This window comes from Terrihabitans rhizophilus, assembly GCF_033898525.1.
GTDB lineage: Bacteria > Pseudomonadota > Alphaproteobacteria > Rhizobiales > Methylopilaceae > Flaviflagellibacter > Flaviflagellibacter rhizophilus.
Window position 1 is genome coordinate 83,126 of sequence record NZ_JAXAFJ010000009.1, and the last position, 22,102, is coordinate 105,227.

Annotated in this window: 18 protein-coding genes; 7 read left to right on the forward strand and 11 right to left on the reverse strand. The window is 63.5% G+C overall.

All coding sequences use genetic code 11. The features are described from left to right. The first annotated feature begins 25 nt into the window (after positions 1 to 25). A complete protein-coding gene (locus tag SCD90_RS13865; RefSeq protein WP_319845284.1) occupies positions 26 to 478 on the forward strand; it encodes a hypothetical protein in 453 nt (150 codons plus the stop codon). Here SCD90_RS13865 and SCD90_RS13870 read toward each other — a convergent pair. Both SCD90_RS13870 and SCD90_RS13875 read right to left on the reverse strand, forming a co-directional pair. Then, the gene (locus SCD90_RS13870; RefSeq protein WP_319845285.1) at positions 386 to 2,428 is read right to left on the reverse strand and encodes a hypothetical protein; all 2,043 of its coding nucleotides are present in this window, start codon (positions 2,426 to 2,428) and stop codon (positions 386 to 388) included. The genes SCD90_RS13865 and SCD90_RS13870 overlap by 93 nt on opposite strands. Beyond that, positions 2,428 to 4,242, reverse strand: coding sequence for a lysozyme family protein (locus SCD90_RS13875; protein WP_319845286.1), 1,815 nt, complete (start codon positions 4,240 to 4,242; stop codon positions 2,428 to 2,430). Before SCD90_RS13875 ends, SCD90_RS13870 begins: the two co-directional genes overlap by 1 nt. Positions 4,243 to 4,882: 640 nt before the next feature. Between SCD90_RS13875 and SCD90_RS13880 the strand changes: the two genes are divergently transcribed. Together SCD90_RS13880 and SCD90_RS13885 are read left to right on the forward strand one after the other, a co-directional pair. Beyond that, positions 4,883 to 5,266 carry a hypothetical protein gene (locus SCD90_RS13880; RefSeq protein WP_319845287.1) on the forward strand — a complete coding sequence of 128 codons (384 nt, stop codon included), beginning with the start codon at positions 4,883 to 4,885 and terminating at the stop codon, positions 5,264 to 5,266. Positions 5,267 to 5,329: 63 nt separating this feature from the next. Continuing rightward, entirely contained in the window at positions 5,330 to 5,737 is a 408-nt protein-coding gene (locus SCD90_RS13885; RefSeq protein ID WP_319845288.1) for a hypothetical protein, read from the forward strand. 16 nt (positions 5,738 to 5,753) lie between these two features. Here SCD90_RS13885 and SCD90_RS13890 read toward each other — a convergent pair whose 3' ends face one another. Next, positions 5,754 to 5,966 (reverse strand): hypothetical protein, encoded by a 213-nt coding sequence (locus SCD90_RS13890; protein ID WP_319845289.1) that lies wholly within the window; start codon positions 5,964 to 5,966, stop codon positions 5,754 to 5,756. Continuing rightward, entirely contained in the window at positions 5,966 to 6,310 is a 345-nt protein-coding gene (locus tag SCD90_RS13895; protein WP_319845290.1) for an HGGxSTG domain-containing protein, read from the reverse strand. The genes SCD90_RS13890 and SCD90_RS13895 overlap by 1 nt, the downstream gene beginning before the upstream one ends. Here SCD90_RS13895 and SCD90_RS13900 point away from each other — a divergent pair. Beyond that, positions 6,309 to 6,644, forward strand: a complete 336-nt coding sequence (locus SCD90_RS13900; RefSeq protein ID WP_319845291.1) for a hypothetical protein — start codon at positions 6,309 to 6,311, stop codon at positions 6,642 to 6,644. The two genes, SCD90_RS13895 and SCD90_RS13900, sit on opposite strands and share 2 nt — an antisense overlap. Positions 6,645 to 7,052: 408 nt before the next feature. On the opposite strand, the gene SCD90_RS13905 is transcribed toward SCD90_RS13900, so the two are convergent. The 4 genes from SCD90_RS13905 to SCD90_RS13920 all read right to left on the reverse strand — a co-directional run bounded on the left by SCD90_RS13905 (position 7,053) and on the right by SCD90_RS13920 (position 12,747). Continuing rightward, on the reverse strand, positions 7,053 to 8,312 hold the full coding sequence (locus SCD90_RS13905) for an AAA family ATPase (protein ID WP_319845292.1): 1,260 nt from the start codon (positions 8,310 to 8,312) through the stop codon (positions 7,053 to 7,055). Continuing rightward, the gene (locus tag SCD90_RS13910; protein WP_319845293.1) at positions 8,309 to 8,878 is read right to left on the reverse strand and encodes a hypothetical protein; all 570 of its coding nucleotides are present in this window, start codon (positions 8,876 to 8,878) and stop codon (positions 8,309 to 8,311) included. The genes SCD90_RS13905 and SCD90_RS13910 overlap by 4 nt, the downstream gene beginning before the upstream one ends. A gap of 1,263 nt (positions 8,879 to 10,141) precedes the next feature. Then, positions 10,142 to 11,407 (reverse strand): tyrosine-type recombinase/integrase, encoded by a 1,266-nt coding sequence (locus tag SCD90_RS13915; RefSeq protein ID WP_319845294.1) that lies wholly within the window; start codon positions 11,405 to 11,407, stop codon positions 10,142 to 10,144. 221 nt (positions 11,408 to 11,628) lie between these two features. Then, a complete protein-coding gene (locus SCD90_RS13920) occupies positions 11,629 to 12,747 on the reverse strand; it encodes a glycosyltransferase (RefSeq protein WP_319845295.1) in 1,119 nt (372 codons plus the stop codon). A 107-nt stretch (positions 12,748 to 12,854) separates the two neighbouring features. Here SCD90_RS13920 and SCD90_RS13925 point away from each other — a divergent pair, with 107 nt between their 5' ends. Together SCD90_RS13925 and SCD90_RS13930 are read left to right on the forward strand one after the other, a co-directional pair. Continuing rightward, positions 12,855 to 14,435, forward strand: a complete 1,581-nt coding sequence (locus tag SCD90_RS13925; protein WP_319845296.1) for a glycosyltransferase — start codon at positions 12,855 to 12,857, stop codon at positions 14,433 to 14,435. Between the two features lie 4 nt (positions 14,436 to 14,439). After that, positions 14,440 to 15,243, forward strand: coding sequence for a glycosyltransferase family 25 protein (locus SCD90_RS13930; protein WP_319845297.1), 804 nt, complete (start codon positions 14,440 to 14,442; stop codon positions 15,241 to 15,243). A gap of 255 nt (positions 15,244 to 15,498) precedes the next feature. Here the strand turns inward: SCD90_RS13930 and SCD90_RS13935 are convergent, their stop codons facing one another. Continuing rightward, complete coding sequence (locus SCD90_RS13935) at positions 15,499 to 17,739, reverse strand: ATP-binding protein (protein ID WP_319845298.1); 2,241 nt, start codon at positions 17,737 to 17,739, stop codon at positions 15,499 to 15,501. Between the two features lie 286 nt (positions 17,740 to 18,025). Then, positions 18,026 to 19,570: a sensor domain-containing diguanylate cyclase gene (locus SCD90_RS13940; protein ID WP_319845299.1), complete on the reverse strand. Its 1,545-nt coding sequence runs from the start codon at positions 19,568 to 19,570 to the stop codon at positions 18,026 to 18,028. Positions 19,571 to 19,810: 240 nt separating this feature from the next. Between SCD90_RS13940 and SCD90_RS13945 the strand changes: the two genes are divergently transcribed. Beyond that, complete coding sequence (locus SCD90_RS13945) at positions 19,811 to 21,082, forward strand: multidrug effflux MFS transporter (RefSeq protein ID WP_319845300.1); 1,272 nt, start codon at positions 19,811 to 19,813, stop codon at positions 21,080 to 21,082. On the opposite strand, the gene hemH is transcribed toward SCD90_RS13945, so the two are convergent. Further along, on the reverse strand, positions 21,051 to 22,097 hold the full coding sequence (hemH, locus tag SCD90_RS13950) for a ferrochelatase (RefSeq protein ID WP_319845301.1): 1,047 nt from the start codon (positions 22,095 to 22,097) through the stop codon (positions 21,051 to 21,053). The two genes, SCD90_RS13945 and hemH, sit on opposite strands and share 32 nt — an antisense overlap. Positions 22,098 to 22,102 lie beyond the last annotated feature (5 nt).

Here is a 22,102-nt window from a genome sequence, read left to right on the forward strand (position 1 = left end):
GATCTGTCCGCAATTAGATATTCGCATGATCAACGGTTTCCGGGGCAATCCGCCAGCGTTGCCGTCCATGCAATGCTCGGCCTATGGTTCAAGCTCAACCGGGTCGGGACCTCCCATGCGCTGGCTTCTCTGGATCGCCCTGCAACTCGGCATCATGGGCGCCGTCACATACGCGGGCATTTACGGCGACCCGCCGCAGCCTGCGGCTTTGCTCGTTGGCTTCTGCCTGGCTGCGCTGGCAACCGGCCTGCTCACGGTCTGGTTCGCGCATCTCCGCTATCGGCTGTTCGGAGGCCCGAAACCCCTAAAAAGAGAGGTTCCTGTTCCTTATCCTAGGAACCTCGCCAAGAGCGTGCAGGCCCAGGAAGCCGAGCGCCGTGAGGCCCTAGGGCTGGACCGTGACCCGGAGGCGGTCGGCACCACTCGCGCTTTCCCCACCCTGCCGTACCGCATTGAGGGAGAGGAACGCCGCCGCTAGGGACTGCCCCGCTTTTGTCGGGCCTAGCTCCGCAATCTTCCTCAAAAGGGCTGGCGCCCTTGGGCTCGTGATCAGTCGCGCCAGTTCTTCCGTATTCCGACCAAACCGCCAATTCTCGTACATCTCACGGGCCTGCCCCGCGAGCTTCGTAGGAGAAGCCGCAAGGGATGCCGCCTGACCGACGAGCCTGCCGCCGCTCAACTCCTGCGAAATCTGCGTGTTGAACGTAGTGGCCGATCCGGGGGCCTGACGCCTGCCCATGGCTTCGAATACGTCGAGCGTCTTCTGGAAATGGATCCAGCTTCCCGGCCCATTGAGGCCCTCGACCACGGCTCTCAGGTTTTCGGCCTGCTGCCCGTTGCCTCGAATGACCGCGTTGAACTTGGCGCCGCCGGCCTGGTTCGGACCGCTATGCGTGTTCTGCGTGGCCTCATTGAAGACCTGGCGCAGACGTTGGCTCACGAGTTGGCGCGCAGCCTCGGGACTTCTGCGGGCCACCTGCTGGATTGCCATTGCCACCTCGCCGGCACTGCCCGGCAGCGGGTTGGGGCTCAAGATGATGTTGGCCTGCTCGCTGAACGCCGGGGAGCGTGCGAGCGCACCCACCACGCCGTTTTCCAGCGGGTCTAGAAGCTGCTCGCGTCCGGTCCTCACAATGTCCCGCGCCTGCCGGTAGTCCGGGGAAGCATCCGACGCGGCCAGATCCGCTTCCGAGCGGGCACGCTGCCGAACCATGGCGAGCTGATTATCACCACCGGGGTTCATGGCCGTCTGCCGGCTGGCTTCCACGCCCTGGTCTAGGCGCTTCACGCCCTCATTCACCGCGCCGACGCTGTTGGGGTCGAGGCCTTGGAAGAGCGGGGCCAACTCGGGGTTGTCCAGTGCCGAGTCACGGGCAGCGGCATAGCTCGGATTGGTATTGAGGGCAGCAGCCGAACGCGGATCTAGGGGCACATCGCGTGCGCCCTCATAGAACGGCTGCGCCAGGCGATTGATGGCCTGTCGGCGGTCCGTAAGAACGCCCTGCGCCGCTTCCTGCACTGCAGGCGCCACGCTCGAAGGCGCGGCCGACACCGGCGCAATGCCGTCGATCATCTCATTTGCGACGCGCTGCACCTGGCCGGGGCGCTCTGCCATGAAAGCCGCCATGGGCGCCGCACCACCTCGGGATTGCTCCACGACACGCTGCAGCGAGCCCGCACGGGTGCCGTTGTTCGTCACCTGTTGGATGGCCTCGGGGAGCGTGAGGGGCGCACCCATCGCTCGGGCTTCCTGCATGAGAAGCGCAGCCTGACGCACTTGTGCCGCCGGCACCCCTCTCACGATGTCGCCAATGGCAGCCTCTGCATTAGATGGGCGCGATGCGAGCGCAGCGCCACCACCTGCGAGGATAGCGCTGCCAGCTCGGGCCACTGGCTCAAGGGCTGTCCCTCCGGTAGCCTGCCCCGCGCCTTCGGATGCAAGACCGGGCAACGCGCCGTATTTCAAGCCCGATCCTACCACTTGCCGCACGCTGGAGCCCCCGCCGACCATGGCGCCGGGCACGAACTCGGCCGCTGTCTCGGCATATCTTCCGGCGCGGGTTTTAGGCTCGTAGAACTCCACACCGGCACTCTCGAGCCCGCCAACGATGGCCTCTGTAGTCGGCGGCATGAAGGCTTGGCCCGGGGAAGGTTCCGACGCCTGGCGAGGCCCCAAGCCGAGGACACCCCGCACGCGCGAAGAGACGTTGTTCGCCGCCCAATCGCCTAAGCCTGCAATGTCACCCGCAATGCCCGGCACCGCAGCAAGGCCCTTGCCGGCACCAGAAAGCACGGACATGCCCACGTCGGCCGCAGTGTCGAGCCACGAGCTTTCATCCTGCGGCGCGTCGAACTGGTCGAACGGGTTGCCTGCAGGCTTCGCCGGCGCGGCCGGCGCCGCGTCGAATTGATCGAAGACGTTCGCCATCACTGCCCCAACACGCTTGCGGCAGCACCCGTGCCATATTTGGCATCGAACGCAGCACGTTGACCGGGATTAGACCGGAGGAATTCGACTGCTGCAGGGGGAGCCGCCACCGACCCATTGGGTGCGGCCTGCGGGCCTGCTGGGGCTTGCGTCGGAGATGGAGCGACGCCCGAGAACGATGTGTCGAAGCCTGCCGTTTCCATCGCAAGGATGGATTGCGGCGGCAGGCCCAGCTTGATCGCCTGCGCGGCCCGCTGCCGCGATGCCCGTTTCTGGACAAGCACGGCCTGACTGTCACCAGGGCGCGGGAGGTAGACCTTGCCGTATTCGGCGGTCTCCTGCGGGGTGATGGCCGCGCCCGTGTCCTTGCGAAGGATGGCCTGCAGGAACTCGGTGCCGGCCTGCTCGGCCTGCTGGTATTCCGGCGTCTTCAGGTAGTTGCCGACAACGGGCACCTGCCCCCCGGCGTTCTCCGTGAAGTTGGCGAGCTTCTCTCCGTACTGGTCGAGGATCGGGAGCGCCCCGGCTGCGCGCGTCAGGTAGACCGTATCTTTCGACTGCGCCTCTGTCAGAGGTCGTCCGCCGCCTGCGCCCTGCACGAACTCCACACTTCCATCAGGGTTCGTTCGGAGGGACATGCCGCCCTTGAGGCCCTGCTGGTACTCCACGAACGTGCCCTGATAGCCGTTCTCTTTGGCGAACTGGAACTCGCGCACGACTGCGGGCTGTTCCGGAGGCTTCTCGCCCTTCCCATAGTTCCCAAGCGAGGTTGCCGTCCCGGTCCTCGGGTCCAGGCGCAGCAGATTGCCGTCGATCACCTGGAACCCGAACTCCTGTGGTTCGGCCTGCTTCGTCAGGAGCTTCATGCCCATGTCGCGCGTGCCGGGGTTCATGAGCAGTGCGCGTGCCGCATTGACGCTGAGTCCCCCACCGAGGAGCGGTTGAGCCTGTGCGAACGGCGCAGATCCACCTCCAACGCTCGCGGTCGTCTCGGGATCGGCATGGCGCCCGCCGCCAGCCTTGGCATCAGCGAACCGGCGAAACAAGCCCGCGTTCATCTTGCCCAAGAACGGGTTGGCCTTGATGACTTCGGGGCTCACGAGCGAGGACATGGGCGCATTATCCGGCGCCTGCCAGACCTTGGGAGCCGTGGGACCGCCCAATAGGTGCGCCGCGTACTTCGCGCCGGGGGTCGGATCGATGCCGGCATTACGCAGCGCCCCGATGTTCTCCGAGGTGAGCGCCTGCATGGCCACGTCCTGCTGCGCGGGATCGTCGCGGCCATCGGGGGTAAGCCCGAGCTGCGGATAGTTCTGCATGAGGCCCGACCATGTGCCGCCCGTCATCTGGAACTTGCCGGCTGCCGAGGATCGTGAGTTGCGAGCGGCATTGTCGCCTCCGCTTTCAGCCATGGCGACGTTCTGGAAATAGGGATCGGCACTGCCGTTCTGCGGGAGCGTATTGGAGCGCGCGCCGCCCCCTGTCGGGAGAACCGCGGCGGCGACCTGCGGAGATGCGGGGGTCGAGATGGATCGGCCCACCATGCCGGGAAGGGCCACGCCGCCGCCCTGCTGCTGTGGAACCTGCGGCTGCTGCTGGCCGCCACTCAACAGGCGGGCAAGAAAGCCCCCGGACTGCTGCTGCGGCGCCTGCGTCTGACCGGGATAGGCTTCCGCAAGTACGGCCTCAATGGTCGCCTGGTCCTTGGCCTCCGCCCGCTTCTTTTCAAAACTTGCGCCAAGGGCATCGAGGAAGTTGGGGCCGCGCTGCTGCGGGATGTGCGGCATAGGGACGACGAGAGATGCGAGTGCCATGTTCAGCCCTCCGCCTGGCAAAGCATAGGAAGCGGAGCTCGTCCGTGTTCGCCTGCCTTATCCACTCCCGGTTGGATGATCTCCCAACCATCTTTTCGAAGAGCGGAGATCGTCGCTCTGCGAATGTACTCGGCCGATGTCGTATGTTCGTGCTGAGCGGCCCTCGACAACGTCGAAGTGAAACCAGGCGGAGCCTTGAAGTAGAACGCTTCCGAAAAACGACGCATGATTGCGGACCTCGTTTAAGAGTCTGATAATAGCATCGTCATTATACGTGGTATATATGAGCTGTTCTTAGATCTGCATGCCTGAAGCTTACCCTTGTTTACTTCCAGTGCATCGAGCCGGCTTGTGTGCGCATCCCGCTCCCCGGCACTGGCGCTCCGGTTGGACACCCTGTCACCACGTGCAATCCTGTTGCCATGCAGATGAGTCGAGTTAGCGATATGCCTCAAGCAGCAGAGACAACGCCCCGAAAAGGTGCAGAGGCCCCCGCCAGACCGAAGACCGCTGGCCCCACCTTGCGATTGACGCCCGCTCAACATGACGCGCTAGGCAAGGTCGCCTTTGATCGCCGCGTGAGCCTTCACAAGCTCATGCCTGAAGGCGTAGCCGAGGTGTTGCATAAGGGCGGTCGCTGATGGCGCGGACCGAATCTCGCGCCAAGTTCTCTGGCACCGTAGTCGTCACTGGCGCGGTCTTCACCCTCGAGACGGGTGAGGAGGTGCGCTACTCCGAGGAAGAGGCGAAAAGCATCGGCCTGAAGCCCCCAGATCGTGAGGAGGCTATGAGCCTGCCGCAGATGCTGAAAGCTGCCTACAGCGATAAGGGCAGCATTATGCAGGCAGCCCCCGACAAGCTGAAATCGCAGGCTGCTCACTTCGGGGAAGCCACGATGGAAAGCGCGACGGTCCTCAACATGACATATCCCGTTACTTGTCCGGACGCTGCCGGCGTGGTTCGCCTCGTGCCGACCATCACCATCCCCTATCGTCTCACGATGCGGCGCGCTGCCGACGCCTAGGCCCCTGCCCTGTTCTCAAAACCCCTCCCGCGCTGATACGCTGCTGAAGGGGGAAGCGAGACCATGGGACCGAAGGTAAAGACCGCGCTGGTCGCGGCTGTTTCTGTGCTGGCCTACTTTGCGACCAAGACCGCTTGGACGACGTGGGATGAGCATCGCCAGAACGCTCCCGGTGGGACGTTCCATAAGGCATTTGTCACCTCGGCGTCCGGCGCCTGCATGAAAACTCAAATGGCCGATCCGGCTGCAGCGGGCTTAGACGCTGCAGCCGTTGGCATTCTTGGCGAGTACTGCACTTGCTACGCTCACGAGATATTCCAGTTGGCCGGCGCTAGCGCTGTGCGAAAGTGGAGCGGGATGGCGCCGGAGGCCACCGTTCAGCAGGCCAAGGATCAAGGCTGGGTCCAGAAAGCAGGCGAAGTGTGCGAGGCCAGGATCGTTGCTTCGAACACCACACCAGCAGCCCCTTAAAGCTACATCTGCCGGCTCAATGGACCGGCCGGCTTCTTCGAGCGACTGCCATTAGCTCGTCATCCGTCATCGTCTCGACCGTCACCGTGGTTTCGACGCGCTCGATGCGAACGCCCAGTATCTGGACCATCTCCCGAATGGCTGCGACCGCCGCCGCTGGCTGCTCGTTGGCCATGGCTGCTTCATAGGTGGATTGAAGCGCCTCCAGCAGCTCTTCGCGGGTTTTCATCACGTCACCTCCCGACAGGCGCGCAGCAGGTCGGCCGCCAGTGTGCGAACGTGCTTGGCCTCTGCAGTGTGGAAGCCATGGCGATAGGCGCCATTGCGCTCACCCCTCGGTGCCCCGCTTCCTTTTGCCCCGCCGTGCATCCGGCACCGGATCTTGCCCCGTACTGCTGGCGACTGGCACGGCGTCCCTGCCCTCGTCTTCGCTCCGCAGCGGCACGCCTGGCGCATATGCCAGAGCCGCCGGCTCGATAGGTCCGTGGGGTTGGCCGTCGCTTCTTGCTTGCCCCCCTCCCCCGTGCTGGACGTTGCCGACGATGGCCTGACCGCCATTGTGGACGTGGACATGCTCAACCCTCACTGTCTGTTCGCCGCCGCGCCGGCCCTTCTGCAGGGTCTCCATCTGCGCCGCGTAGGTTCGTGTCAGCTTCACGGCCAGATTGCCGTACTTCTCGATATGGTCCGTCCTGTCGGTGCGCTTGGCCCGCATCAGCAGGTCCATGGCGAGCGTGTGAACGCCAATCATCTGCGCCGCAAGCATGGCTTCGGCTTCGTTCGTCGGGGCGATTCCGTGGAGACCAGCAAGGGCCAGCGTCACGTTCTTGCCGGGGTCGACCTCACCCAAACGGGGCGCAAGGATCGCCGCCGTTTCCGACATGATGGAGCGAGCGAGCGGGATTGATCCGGTCCCGCAGGTGTCTGCCACGCGGGCAAGCCACCCCTCATGCGTCAAGTAGTCGTCGGGCGTTACCGTCCCGGGCTTGTCGGTATCGGACACTGCAGCGGGAGCGCCGAGAGGGCCTCTGTCTCTCAGGCGACGGGTTGCGTCGGTCTCGATGCGCTGGATCTCCGCGCGCTTGGCGGCGTCCATGACCATCGGGGCATGAGCCGGGCTCTGGGGCTTCTCGGTCTTCGCCTTGGTCCTACTCATTGGCCGTTCCCTTCTGCAGGTCGCCCCACCTCACTGCATTGCCTTTGCCTTGCCCCACCACCTCGCCCCACCCCAATAAGGGGGTGTGGTGAGGCAGGTGTGGACGCCTCACTACCCCACCGTTGCCTCACCTCGGGTGTGGCAGGTGTGGCAAGGGTCTCAAGCATCCCCGGACACCACGAAATTGCGGGCATTCCGCTTGCTGTCCAAAGCCTCGATTACCTTGAGCGCACCCGAGCCGCGCCAGACGGCAAGCATGCTCTTGATCCGGGATTTCTCGTGCTTGGCTTCCGTGTCCATGCCCAGCACCTGCGCGATGGCGTGGCCCACCCACTCGGGGGACTGCGGGCTCTCGCGCCACTTCGGTTCTGTGCCGACGAAGGCCCGCACCTTGTCGAGGTCGGCCACGGTCATGCCGTCCAGCGGATCGGGCCACGTCCAGGACTCGACGGCGCCCACGTTGTCGCCGGGCGCGTTCGGGGTGCGGCCATTGTCGAGGTCTACCGATGCGAGGTGGAACCACGCGGCCTTGTCGGGCGGCGCTGAGAGGTTCGCCTTGCCGTTGTCGACACGGAAATATGCGCGGGGCTTCTCGACGCCGGCGCTCGCCGCTTCTTCTTTCGTCATGCCGTTGAGCGCACGGGCAGAGCGGGCAGCGTCTGTCAGGGCTACGGCACCGCGGCTGGCCTCCACCGTTACCTCTGCGCCGCCGGTCTTGCGGGCATGGTGTACGAGCTCGATGCAGCACCCGCATATGCCGGCGATGCGCGCCCACGCCTTCACCACCTGGTCTATGCTGCGGTTGTCGTTCTCCGAGACCCGATGCGACGACACAAACGGGTCAATGATGACGAGCCCGATGCCGTTGGCGCGGATCGTGTCCACCATGGCGGCAAAGACGGGCATGATGATTTGCGTGCCGTTCCTCGTCTCCTCTGCAAGAACGATTTCCGTATCTCGGCCGCTGTCCACGAACAAACGCCCCTCAAGTTCGGCCGGGGTCACGCCATGGTGCAGGCAGGCCGCAGCAATGCGCCGGTCCAGCTCGTCGCGGGGATCCTCCCCGTTCCAGAGCCACACCGCCGTGCGCTCGTTAGGATAGACCCCGAGCAGAGGCCGCCCCGTGACGATTGCCAACGCCTCGACAAGCTCCAGCGAGGACTTGCCCAGGCCGCCGGGGGCGATGGTGGCGGTCACGAAATCCCGGATGAAGTGCTGTCCGTAGATCCAGCGACGGGCCGGGATCTGGGCCGGTTCGCGCCAGACGAAGGGCGTGGCCGTGATAGGCCTCGCCCCCTTTTGTTCCCCTGTATTCTCAGGGGGAGCAGCGAGGCGCGGGTCACCGTGAGGCCGGGACGGCTTGCGCCCCGTGCCGTTGACGTGGGGCAGGTCGCGGAGGTCGATATATCCCGCCGTCATGCAGCCAACCTTCCGTATGAGGCGGGGACAAGAACCCGACAGCTCGGTACGGGAGGCGTCAGCAGCGTCTGGAGCTCGAGCCCGTGCTGTGTGTCCTCTCCGGCAATGCTTGGGACTTCGAGGAAGCGCCGCCATGCATTAGCGCGGTCAATGATGACGACGCCCTGCCCTGCCGCTCGAAGCCATCCCATTGCATCGCGGTAGACCGACAGGGGTCGGCCGCCGAAGTAGGTCTCTGGTGCCTCCAGCAGGCCCTCGCCGAGGCAGGAAGCACGGCCCTCCAGCCGCGCGACCTTGTCAGGACGGTCAATCCGCCAAGCGGCAAGATCGATCACAGCCTCATATGCGTCGCGCACCGGAAGGACGAACGCACGGACGCCATTGCCATCGAAGTTAAACCGGGCCTCCGGCTGGTAACGGATCATCGCCACCTTCACGAGGAAGCGCATGTCCAGTTCCATCTGCCTTGGAAGCCCCGCTTCACGAAGAGCATGAAGCTCCTCGCGTGAAGGAAGCTCAAGCAACAGATGTTCGAGTTCCAGTTCGTCGGAAGCGAAGAGCGTCATGCCCGCACCTCCCCGAACGCGAGAGAGGCCATCAGCGAGGCCCGATGGGGCGGCCATCCGAACCTGCGAGCGAGGTGCGAGACTTGAAGAGTGCGGCTGTCGAGTGTAGCTTCGGAACAGTCGCGCTTGCCAAAGACGACCAATTCCCGACCCTCGAAGCCCTGCCAGGCTGCGGGGGTCGTTGCTTTTGTGGCGACCATCGATCAGGCGCCCGCCGGCTGAAGTTCCGACGTCGAGCGGACCAGGCGTGACATCCGCCCCTCAGCCCATTCCCGGAGTGCGCTCTCCGGATAAAGCGGCACGTTACCGGCCTTCAGAAAGGCTGGGCCACCACCAATGACCGCGTACTTGGCCAATGTTCCCGGAGAACAGGGCATGTTCCAAGTAGCTCGGATGAAATGAGAAGCTTCTGTCCGTCTAAACAGACGCTCGTTCGGCGCTGCCGCCAACAGCTGTGAGCTTGCCGCCATGAACCACCTCCTCCACGAGAACTATTTCGCACGCTATTAATGGTACATATGTGGGGGGCTGCATCTCGCCTTGTCAAGAATAATCGCACGTTATATAGCGTGCGAGGTAATTGGATGTAGAGGGATCGGATGGACAAGGATGCTGCACCGAAGCGACCTCGTGGGCGCCCAGCGACGGGAAAACGCGGGAATTTCACGTTCCGAGTGACGGATAGCTTGCGGGGACGCTTAGAAGCCGCGGCGCAAGGATCACACCGTCCTGTAAGTGAGGAGATCGAGGATCGCCTCAATCGCAGCTTCGATCGTGAGGATCTGCTCGGCCAGATTTTTGGAGGTCCAGCAAGCGTTTATCTTCTCACCAGCCTTGGGGCTACGATCCGATACTCACAGAAGCTCTCAGCCGAGAGGAAGATGGATGAGGCTGACACGCGAAGGCTGATTAGGTCAGCCATCGACCAGGTTCTATCAGTGCACCTATATGTCGGAGGAGAGACGAGCTTCCCGAACGTGCTGCACATCGAACATGGGAGAAAGGTCTCACCACCCCCAATGTCGCCAACCGAGATGGGGGCCCACATAGCCACCGAGCGGTTGATCTTTGATCAGGAGCCTCTACTGGACGAGGTTGGAGAACCGCTCGTTCGGCGTTGGAGTTCAGAAGAGAATTAGATGATGGAGATTGTACGTGGGCAGATGTCGCAGCCGATCGTGCCGGCGGCAGACGGACAAAAGCAACCGGTTGATGTTTGTACTGGAAGGCCTCAGAGGTTCAGGCGCGTCTAGTGAATGGCTATCAACCTGCAGTCCCACGCAGCTCCCGAATGCTGGCCGCTTCTCGCTCCCACGTGAGCAGCGAAGCAATGCGGGCGGAAATCTTGTCGGCCGCCTGAATCAAAGCAGCGTCGGGTCGACGGATGTAATGCTTGGCCGTAACGCCACGTCGCGCATGGCCGAGCATCTCACCGATCGTCCCGTCTCCATATCCCTCCTCCGCTGCGAAGCTGGCGAAGGTTCGACGAAGGTCATGTGAACGAGCATCCGCAAGGCCGGCATCATCGAAGATAGCCGCGATTTTGCGTTTTAGTTCGGCACTGCCTGAATTGGTCCGGTTGGGAAACACCCAATCGGTGCCGTTCTTGAAATCCTCGAGAACTGCTAACGCAGCTCGCCCTAGAGGCCGCAGGGACCTTCCCGTCTTGGTAGCGTCCAGACGAAGACATTGGCCCGCCAGGTCAACTTCGGACCACTTCAAGCCGCACGCCTCCTCACGCCGTAAACCCGTCAAGGCGATCAGGCGCAGAGCGTCCGCAGCCTTCGCGTTGAGCGCATCCGCACGCGCCGCAGCCTGCCCGAGCGCCTTCAACTCTGCAGCGCTTAAGACCCTGTCTTTCGCATCCGAGCGAGCGGTCTCAATGTTGCGGACAGGCTTGATGCCGGAGACGTGCTCCCGCTTTTCGGCCCAGGAGTAGATGCCCCCAAGCAGCTCAACCACGCGTGCCGCCGTAGAAGGTCCGCCAGCCACCACGGCTTTCCCCCGCCCCTCAGTCTTGAACGTGCCTGCTGTTTTTCCTCTGGTGATGTCGTCAGCCATCCGCTGGACATCCGCTGAGCTGAGGTCTCGGGCAACAATCGTCCCAATGAGCGGCTTGATGTGACGCGAGACGCGCCCCTCATCGATCGCGATGGTCGAGGGGCGCTTCGCCTTCCGAAAGCGCGTCATCACTAGGCCAGCTCGAGCGGCTTCGAGGTAGCGGTCGCAGAGCTCTCCAACGGTCAGCGCCTGCTTCGCCTCCGTCTTCTCTCGTTGAGGATCACGACCTTCTGCCGCGGCTCGGATGATGTCCTTGGCTTGGTCCCGAGCTTGATCGACCGTGAACGGCCCATACGCCCCAATCTTCACGCGACGTGTGGCGCGACCTACCCGCACCTGGGCGATGAATATCTTGCTGCCACTCGGATACACGCGCAGCCCAAATCCCGGCGTGGCGCCGCACCACAGGAAGTACTCCTTGGTGTCGGCTTTCGCCGCGTCGATCGTGCGCTTGGTGAGGCTCGCCATTCCCTGCTTCCGCTTCGTTCCGGAAGCATATCGGAAGCAGCCGGGGGTAATCTAGGGTAAACACGCGCAACCCACGGAAAGCCCGCATTGGCCTCAAACCCTTGATTCTCCAAGAGCGGAGCCGATCCCGGTAAATCCCAGCTAATCCCGGCAAACCGACTGAGCCTTCGTTGACATCGAAGGGGTCACTTGTTCAATCCCAGTATCGCCCACCATTTTCCTTAAGCTGGCGCAGGCGCGTCCGATCTTCGTGAAGCAGCCGCCAGCCCTCTCCTGATCGTGTTCGTCACAGCTGCTTGCGAGTAGCGTTGCATGATGAAGGCGCGGGCCTCGTCCCGCATGTCCTGCGCACGATCCGGATCTGCAATCAGTCCCATCACAGCGTCGGCCATTTGCTGCCCCGTCTCGGCTCGGATGAAGTGACGGCCGTGTTCAAGCTCCAGGCCTTCCACCGCGAGATCGGTGGCCACCACGAGGACGCCGGATGCTATGGCTTCCAAAATCTTGATGCGGGTCCCGCCACCTTCACGGAGGGGGATAACGGTGATGTCCGCCTCGGAAAGAAGTGCCGAGAGCTCGGTAGCATTGGGCACGATACGCACGTCCGGTTTCGCGAGCCGCTTCACGCGGCGTCCCGGATCGCGCCCTGCGATCGTTAGATGGGTATCGGCACCGGCTCGGCGCAGCGCTGGCAGAACCTGACTGCAGAGTTCCTGCACCGCCCTCCGATTTGGCGCGTAACGAAGGTGACCGACGAAGATCAGGCTTGGGCCTATGGTCCCGTTCCGAGGCCGTAGGGGCATGGCTTCCGCCAGTGGCGGAATGGCGTTGGGGACGACATACGCATCCTGCCCCGTGAGCGCCTTCCATCTATCCTGATCCTGCCGCGAGCAGACCCAAATGGCGCTTGCCGCGCCCTTGATACGCTGCTCGGCAGCAGCGAGCCGCCCGGCAACGTCGAGCATTCTCCGCCGGCGTCCAAAACGCCAGACGGGCTCCGCCTCCGCCATCCGACGAGCGAGATCCGACTCGATGTTGTGCATGTCGAAGATGACGGACATGCCAGCCGGCGGTGCGGCCTCCAGAAGGCCCGCCAGGGCGACGTGCTCGAGAATCACGGTATTGGGACAGAATTCATCCACGAGAGCCGAAAGCCGCGCGCGCTCATCCGGGGCCAGTGCAAACATGCCGCCTTGGCGGCTTCCCCAATGTTCCTGCGCCGAACGGCGGCCCAGCGGTTCCATGCGAATTCCCCCCGCCAGCGAGGGTTTGCCGTACAGGCTGACGACAAGAACCGGGCCGCATGAGGATACCGACTCGGCCATCATGCGATTACGCAACTCAGATCCTGACAGCGGCGCATCTATCGGATCGGGCACAAGGATGAGGGTGCGGGACACTTGACCAACGTATATCAGGGTACTCGAGGGGTCGAGAAAACGCGCTCATGATACCGCGAATTATCCATCAAACCTGGAAGACGCACGAGGTTCCGGAACGCTTCCAGGCGTGGTCCAAGACTTGGCGCCACCTCAATCCGGGCTGGGAGTACCGGCTGTGGAGTGACCGCGATCTGCTGGAGTTTGTGGCTGCGGAATATCCCGGCTTCCTGGAATTGTTCTGCAGCTACAGTCAGGGCGTCCAGCGTGCCGATGCCGCGCGCTACATGCTGCTGCATCATTTCGGGGGACTTTACGCCGACATCGACACCGAATGCCGCCAATCTTTAGCGTCTCTCGAAGCTGAGACCCGCGTGGTCCTTGCGGAGGAGCCGCGGACGCACTGGAAACCATCCAGCGAGCCGCGAGGGCTGCCCTATTTTCTCTTCAATGGTGTCATGGCGAGCCCCGCAGGGCATCCGTTCTGGCCCTTCCTGCTGGAACGCATGCGCGATGCGCGGCATGCGCGCGACGTACTGGATTCGACGGGTCCTTGCCTGCTGACAGCGTGTCAGATCGCCTATCCCCGTCCAGCCGACATCAGGGTTGAAGGCCCGATGCTCTTCAATCCGGTCGATGTGCACGGAGCATGGAGCGATGGAGATCGATCCACATGCCTCGCCGTTCATCACTGGGCCGGAACCTGGTGGAATCCCGGGAAACGCAGCTGGCTGGGAACGAAAAAGAACAGCGTCTTGAAGCGCGTTTACCGCGCCCGGGCCGCATTGACGGAGGGGAAGAAGGGGGTCGACCCGGCTCAAGTCAGAGCGGCAATCTGCGCGGAGGCATTGAGCCGGGACCTGCCCACCGGAAACAACATCTCGATCCTGGTTCCGGTTCGCGACGCCTCCCAGCACATCGAGCGGTTCATTCGATCCGTGGAGGCTCTCGACTGGCCGAAGGACAGGATCAAGCTCGTCTTCTGCGAAGGAGACAGCAAGGACGACAGCTTCGCCAGGCTCTCCAGTGCAGCCGTGCGGCTGAAGGCGGACTTTCGCGACGTGATCGTCTTCCAGTCCCCATCGGGTCTCAAGATCGATCGATCGCGCCGGTCGCACCGGAAGGTTCAGCGCGTGAGGCGTGCCGCTCTGGCGAAGGCCCGCAATGCGCTGATCGACCGCGGGGTGGATGATACAGATGATTGGGCGCTGTGGATCGATGTGGATGTCTGGCGCTTCCCCGAGGATATCGTCTCCACCTTGCTCGAAGCGAAGGCGCGTATCGTGGTTCCGGACTGCGTCACGATCCCGGACGGCCCAAGCTTTGACCAGAACTCATTCCTGACAATGCCGGTCATCCGGGATTACAGGTATTACCGCATGATCTACGACGGGTTGTTCCAGCCGCCGTCGCACTACTGGCATCGCAGGCACCTCAGCGACCTTCGCCATTCGGACCGGGTACCGCTGGACAGCGTGGGCGGGACCATGCTGCTTGTGGATGCCGCGCTGCATAGGGGCGGGCTGCGGTTTCCCGAACAACCCTATGATGATCTCATCGAGACAGAGGCTTTCGGGCGGTTGGCCCGGGATGTCGGCGTGACGCCGATTGGATTGCCGCGCGTTCAGATCATGCATGTGCCGTGGTGACGCTATGCGCGCATCCACAGAACTCCCCCCTGCTTTCGTCATCACGATCGATGCCGCAGATGGTCCGAGGCGTAATTCCGCGAGAGCGCAGCTGGGAGCATTGAACTGGCCGCTCCGCTTTGTCGACGGCGAGCGCGCGGGGCACCCCGATCATGCCTCCTTGTATTCGGAGCGCTTGAACAGCTGGCTCCTGAAGCGTCCGCTCACATCCGGCGAAATCGCCGCCTACGCCTCGCATCGAAGGGCGATGCGAGAGTTTCTGGCATCAGGAGCGCCGCTTGGCTTAATCCTTGAAGATGACTTCGGCATCCTGGAGCCGGCCTTCTTTCCGGAACAAATCCGCACCGCGATCGCGGCACCTTTGTCCTGGGATCTCTTGAAGCTTTTCGATTTTAGCGGCCGGCCCGCGCGCGAGCGCTATCATGCGGGTGAGTTCGACATCATCAACCCGGCAAGTCCGACGGCGGGGATGGTCGCCTATCTGATCACCCGGAAAGGTGCGGAGCGCTTCCTCAGCCGCAAACAGATTTTCCGCCAGATCGACGAGGACACCAAGCATTACTGGGAGCTTGGTCTGCGCATCTATTCGCTCGACCCTAATCCCATCATCGAGCGAGGCGATCTTGCAGGTGGCAGTCACCTGGAGGAGGGCCGCCGGATGGCGCGGTCGCAACGCAGCCTGAGGCGTTCGGTGAAGGGCAACATCCTCGCGATCTATCGCAAGTCGGGCCATTTCTGGCAGCGCAGGCGTTTCGGGTTCGAGGGCGCCAGCGGCACGGAAGCAAGCCACGGCAGAAGATTGCCCTGAACAACAGGCCGCACGGTTTTCCACTGCGCCTGCTCCTGCCCTGACGGAGCCCAGGAGGCCAGAGGCGCTTCGAGCTGTCCGACTTCCGACCTCTCGCTAAAACTGCGCGGAATTCCGCAAGCCCGCCTCAACACACAGCCGCTACACCATCATAGCTGGCGGACCTGCTGTCCTGTCTGCACCTTGAGGCTTGGTGGTGCGGAAGGCTTGGTCTCAGGCGGGCCGCCGCGTCGTTCCCTCAGCGGCGCGGCGGTCTTACTGGCCGATGGCCGCCGCGACCGCCTTTTGCAGATCATCACGGGAATAGGGCTTGTTCAGTCGCGGCAAATCGCCGAGCCGCTCCTGTTCGAGTTCCGCATACCCGGTCACCAGAAGCACCGGAAGATCCGGATAGGTGTTGCGGATGGCGATAGCGAACTGGGTGCCACTCATGCCCGGCATTGCATGATCCGTGATGACGAGGTCGAAGCTGCCCTCCCCGAGCACGCTCAGCCCCTGTTCTGCCGATGGCACCGCCCGGATGCGGTGTCCGAGATCCTCAAGCATGGCGACCGTGCTTGCGAGAACCATGGCGTCGTCATCGACGACGAGGATCGAGAGCCCGATCTTTTCGGCGGTGTCTGACCGGCTGTCATCCAACTCGCCCGGCTGAACCGGTTCGGCGTCGGCAGCAGGCAGCCAGATTTCGACCGTGGTGCCGCGATCAGGGCTGCTTTGCAGGGCAAGCGCCCCGCCCGATTGCTGTGCGAATCCATGCACCATCGACAGCCCGAGCCCGGTTCCCTTTCCGACGCCCTTGGTCGTGAAGAACGGTTCCGTCGCCTTGCCGAGAACTGAATCGTCCATGCCGTGTCCCGTGTCGGTCATGGAGAGGCACACATAACGACCACAAGCCAGACCGGTTCTGGCGGGCGGGTCGTCATCGTTCACCGCTCGGATGATGATCTCGCCGCTTCCGTCCATGGCATCGCGCGCGTTCACCGCGAGGTTCAGCAAGGCTGATTCGAGCTGGTTCGGATCCGCGACAACGGGCCTGACCGCCGGCGGGACCTCGATGCGCACCAGGATGGATGGTCCGAGCGAACGCTCCATAAGATTGCTCATGCCGCTGAGCAGATCGTGCAGCCGGATCACCTCCGAGCGCAGATCCTGGCGCCGCGCGAAGGCCAGCATGCGCGTGGTCAGCGCACTTCCCCGCTTCGCGCCCTCCGCTGCGTTGTCCACCAGGCGCACGATACGGGGATCATCCGGCACGCGCCTGCGCAGTAGATCAAGACTGCCGAGCACCACTGTCAGCAAGTTGTTGAAGTCGTGCGCGATACCACCGGTCAGATTGCCGATGGCTTCCATCTTCTGCGACTGAAGAAGCGCTTTCTCCGCCTGCCGCAGAGCTGCGGTGCGCTCGGCCACCTCCTGCTCCAGCTTCTGGCGGAAACGCTGCTCCCCGAGCCGCACTTCAGACTCCGAGCGAGCACGCTGGATGTGCGCCCAAGAGCGCTCCGTGACCTCGGTGACGAGGGCCAGTTCGCTGTTGGTCCACTCCCTTGCCTCGCGGTCATGCACCGCCATCAGGGCTGTCAACCGGCCATCCCGCACCAGCGGCATGCAGATCGTCGCCGTAACCCCGATGGACTGGAACGTGGCCGCAGCCTCGGCTGGGAGTTCCCGACGATTGTCGTTGACGATGAGAGGACGTCCCGAGTTTAGCCGGGACACGGCAAGCTCCCCGAAATCCGCCAGACTGTAATGGCCAACGATGCTGGCGGAGCCCTGCGCGCTCCAGTCGCCGCGGATGGTGAAACCGTCGCCTTCGCGGTCCATGTCCGCATAGGCGCAGATGGAGACACCCATATGCTCGCCCAGCAGGCGGGTCGTCACGGCGAGGATGGTGTCGGCATCTGCGCTGTCTGCGGTGCTCTTTCCCAGGAAGTCCAGGAAGCGCAACCTGGCCTCGGCGTCCCGCACCTGCCGCTCGGCCAGCACGTGCTCCGTTGTTTCCACCACGATGGCGATGACGCCGGCGGGACAACCGCTCTCGTCCAGCACCGGCGAATAGTCGAGGTTCATCCAGACCCGTTCCGGGACGCCGCTGCGGTGTAGCTCAAGCTCCTGGTTCTTGTAGGACAGCGTGCCTCCGGCAAGGCCGACCTTCATGACATGATCGTTGAAGTCGGCGACTTCGGGCCAGCCCTGCCGTACCTCGGAGCCGAGCAGGCGGGGATGACGGCCTCCGGCGAACACCGAGTAGGCATCGTTGTAGATCATGATGCCCTTCTCGCCCCAGAGCAGCACGATGGGCACGGGCGAGAGCAGCAGCATGCTCGTCACCGTCTTGAGACTTTGGGGCCAGCCCTGAATGGGTCCGAGCGGGGTGCGGGACCAGTCGAACGAGCGGATTCCCGCCGCAAGTCCATCACCCGGCGGGTAGTCCGCGCCGGCGATGCCCAATGCGTCGAACGCCGCCAGCTCGCGTTTCAGGTCGTCCCCGTTGATCACAGCGCGCCTGCGCTCCCTGCTGGTCCGGGCTCCAGAGCGTGGAACCGGCGTCATGATGTGCGGGAGGGCTCCAGACCGATAGAAGAGCCTAGCAACCCACCCGTGGCGTGACGATCAACGCACTTCTTCCGGAAAAGTAGTGGTCAGCACGCAAAAACTGCGTGTACATTGAAGATGCTGTCTTGCCTTGGGGGCTGAGGCAGAATTCGGCCGCCGCACTGAGCTCGACTGATAACCCTCGTGCGGCGGCCACAATTCTCCGTTGAATCGCGACCACCTGCCGCCGTCACGCATGTTCAGGCGTGGAAAGCGCCATGAGTTGCTTGGACACCACGACGCGGTTCCGGCCGCCGAGCTTAGCCTCGTAGAGGGCGCGGTCGGCCATGCTGACCAGAGCGCTGTGGGTCATGTTCGGGTTGTCCCGCGGCGGACGGATCGTGGCGCATCCGATGCTGACGGTGACCACCCCCGAAGGCCGGTTCTGGCTGTGCGGCATGCCAAGCCCTTCCACGCCGCTGCGAACGAACTCCGCCACCTGGGCCGCACCCTGAGCATCGGTATGGGGCAAGATGATCGCCAGCTCTTCCCCGCCATATCGAGCGGCAAGATCGGCGGGCCGTCGGGCCGCGCGGCGGGTCTGCCGGCCAACCTCCTGCAAAGCAAGATCGCCGGCCTGATGCCCATATCCGTCGTTGAACAGCTTGAAATGATCCACGTCGATCAGGAGAAGCGAGAGCGGCCCGCCCTCGCGCGCCGCCCGGCTCCATTCGCTCTGAAGCGTGGAATCGAACGACCGACGGTTTGCAAGCTCAGTGAGTGCGTCGGTGGAGGCAAGGTGCTTCAACCGCTCCTCGGCCTCCTGGCGACGTGCGATCTGAGCGGCCAGCCTGAAGCCGAGCCAGGTCAAGCTCAGCACGAAGATCAGCACCGTCCCGGTGCGCAGGGCGAAAGCCTCGCGCCACAAGGCAAGCGCCTCGCTTCGGCTGACGGCCGCAACGACCAGGAGCGGGTAGCGCTTACCGCGCGTATATCCGCTGACGCGCTCGATGCTATCCAACGCAGAGGTGTAGGTGTACGAGCCGGCGGGTGCGTTCGGTAGATAGATCCGGAATAGCTCGGTCTCCGCCCGGTTCATGCCCACGAAGCCATCCGAGAAGGGTGACCGTGACAGAATTGTCCCGTCGGTGCTGAACAGCGTAACGGCGCCCCCGCGACCGACGTCGAAGGCGCGATAGAAATCGGCAAAGAAGCGGGCGTTGATGCTGGCAAGGATGACACCGCCGAAAGAGCCATCCGGGTTGCTGATGCGGCGGGTCAGTGTGATGATCCACTGTCCCGACGAGCGGCTCTGGACTGGATCGCCAATATAGAGGCGATCATCGTTGTTCGCCTGATGGTGCCGGAAATAGACACGATCGCTGTTGTTCGCGTTCGTCGGCATCTGCGGGACCGAACTCGCAAGCCACGATCCGTCGGGCCCGTATACGAACAGCCCGGCGAGGCGCGGCGAAACGGCGACCTGATTGCGCAGGGACTTCGTCAGGTTCGCGTAGAACTCGGGCGTCTTCCCGTTGCTCGCAAGCGCGTCGCTAAGCCCGGTGAGAGCCAGTTCCGCCATTTCAAAGGTGTCTTCGGCATGTTGCGCGAGTGAGCGCGAGAGGTTTGCCATCGAGACGTCGATGTGCGTCACGGCCTCGTTGCGCTGGCTTAGAGCCCACCAGGCCTCCAGGCCCAGCATCACGACGCACGCCGCGAAGACCAGCGACCGCGTCAGGGCAACGAGCGATCGCCTGTCTGCGCTGGCCTTCGATGAAAGAGACGCACCGATCACATGAACCTCGACTCGAGGTGCAACACTGCCTTCACACCTGCGAAAAGACCATTCCCGCGAACGATCCAATTGTCCAGAATCCGGACACCCAGGGGTCGAAGCCTCCACAGAAAGAGGCATTTCCGTCTGAGCGGGCTTGGTGTAGAGCAAGGGACGATCCAGCCACCGTCAGCCCTGCCACCAACGGGTTCAATCCCGGTGGCCGGCGCTCTGTCCGGTACCTGCAAGCCCAGGCCCAACATGACCCAGCCTTCTGCGCCCGATCCCCATCCCGGCATGGGCTTTCGTGAATTCGTCACCTTGATCGCCGCACTGATGGCGATGAACGCGCTCGCCATCGATTCCATGCTGCCGGCCCTGCCTGCGATCGGCGAGGCCCTTCGGATCCCGACCGAGAACGACCGGCAATGGGTGGTGACCGCCTATCTGCTGGGCTTCGGCTCGGCCCAGATCTTCTACGGCACGCTGGCCGACCGTTTCGGACGAAAGCTCGTCCTGGGCACCGGCATCGCCATCTATGTCGTCGCGTCGGTGGTCGCGTCCTTCTCCACATCGCTGGAGATGATGATGATCGCCCGTGCCGTGCAGGGCATCGGCGCGGCATCCACGCGCGTCATCGTCGTTGCCATCGTGCGCGACTGCTATTCCGGGCGGCAGATGGCGCGGGTGATGTCGCTGTCGTTCATCGTGTTCCTGGCCGTGCCAATCATCGCGCCCACGCTCGGCCAGTTGATCATGCTAGTGGCGCCGTGGCGCTGGATCTTCGGCGTGCTGACCCTGTTCGGCGCGGGCGTGCTGGCGTGGATGGTCCTTCGCCTGCCCGAGACCCTTGCGGTCGAGAAGCGGGTGCCGATCTCGTTCAAGGGCGTGACGCAGGCGTTCGGCATGTCGCTCAGCAACCGGACGGCGATGGGCTACAATCTGGCCATGACGATGATCATGGGCGGCCTGTTTGGCTTCATCAATTCCGCCCAGCAGGTGTTCGCCGACGTGTTCGACGCATCAGGGCTATTCACGACGATCTTCGCCATGATCGCGCTGTTCATGGCGGCGTCCTCGTTCCTGAACTCGAAGATCGTGGGACGCTTCGGCACCCACAAGGTCTCGCACACGGCGCTGCTGTTCTACATCCTGTTCTCAGGGGTGAATGCCGCACTCGCGCTTGCAGGAGCGGATACGCTCTGGACGTTCGCGATACTGCAGTCCCTCACGATGTTCTGCTTCGGCCTCGTCGTGTCGAATTTCGGCGCCATGGCGATGCAGCCGCTCGGACATGTGGCAGGCACCGCATCCTCCGTGCAGGGCTTCATCTCGACCCTCGGCGGCGCCCTGCTCGGCTTCTATGTCGGCCAGCACTTCAACGGCACCATCGTGCCGCTGACGGTGGGGTTCACGCTGTTCGGCATCGGGGCGCTGGTCTTTGTTCTGATCGCCGAGAAGGGCGTGCTGTTCCGCGGCAGCGAGCGCGCGGCCCCGGGCGCTACACCCAGCCCATCAGCTCGCGGCGCGTAACGGTTTCGAGCACGTCCATCCCGCGGTCGGTGTCGTTGAGACAGGGAATGGCGGTGAAGTTCACGCCGCCGTTCTCGTGGAAATACTCCGCATTCTCGACGCCGATCTCCTCGATGGTCTCAAGGCAATCGGACGTGAAGCCGGGCGTGACCACTGCCAGGTTCTTGACGCCTGACCGAGCGAGATCCTTCACCGTCTCGTCGGTGTAGGGCCGCAGCCATTCCTCGGTGCCGAAGCGCGACTGGAAGCCCAAACGCAACTGCTTGTCGTCCATTCCCATGGCCTCGCGCAGCAGCCGCCACGTCTTGGCGCAATGGCAGTGGTAGGGGTCACCCTTCAGCAGGTAGCTCTTCGGCACGCCGTGGAACGAGGACAGGATGACGTCGGGCGTCCAGTCCAAAGTTGCCAGATGCTCCTCGATGCCGCCCTTCACCGCATGGATGTAGACGGGATCGTCGTGCCAGGGCGGCGCCACGCGCAGGATCGGCTGCCAGCGCATGGACTTGAGCTTGTCGAACACCTTGTCGCAGACCGTCGCCGTCGTCGCCGCCGCATATTGCGGGTACATCGGCACCACCAGCAGCCGCTCGCAGCCCTGCGCGTGCAGGGCGTCGATGCGCGACGCGATGCTGGGATTGCCGTAGCGCATGGCCCAGTCGAAAACGACGTCGTCGCCGAGATCCGCCAGCCGCGCTGCCAGCTTTTCGGTTTGCGCGCGGGTGATGGTCTTCAGCGGCCCCTCGTCCCGCTCATCGTTCCAGATGCTCGCATAGTCGCGGCCCTTGGGGCCGGGGCGCTTGGTGAGGATGATGAGGTTGAGGATCGGCCACCACAGCCAGCGCGGCGTCTCGATCACGCGGCGGTCCGACAGGAACTCCTTCAAGTAGCGCCGCATCGGCCAGTAGGTGGTGCCATCCGGCGTTCCGAGATTGACGACAAGGACACCGATCCTGCCGGCTTTCACCGGCACGTGGTCATGGGGCAGGCGAACGGCGCGCGACGGGTCTTTGGGCATCGGGT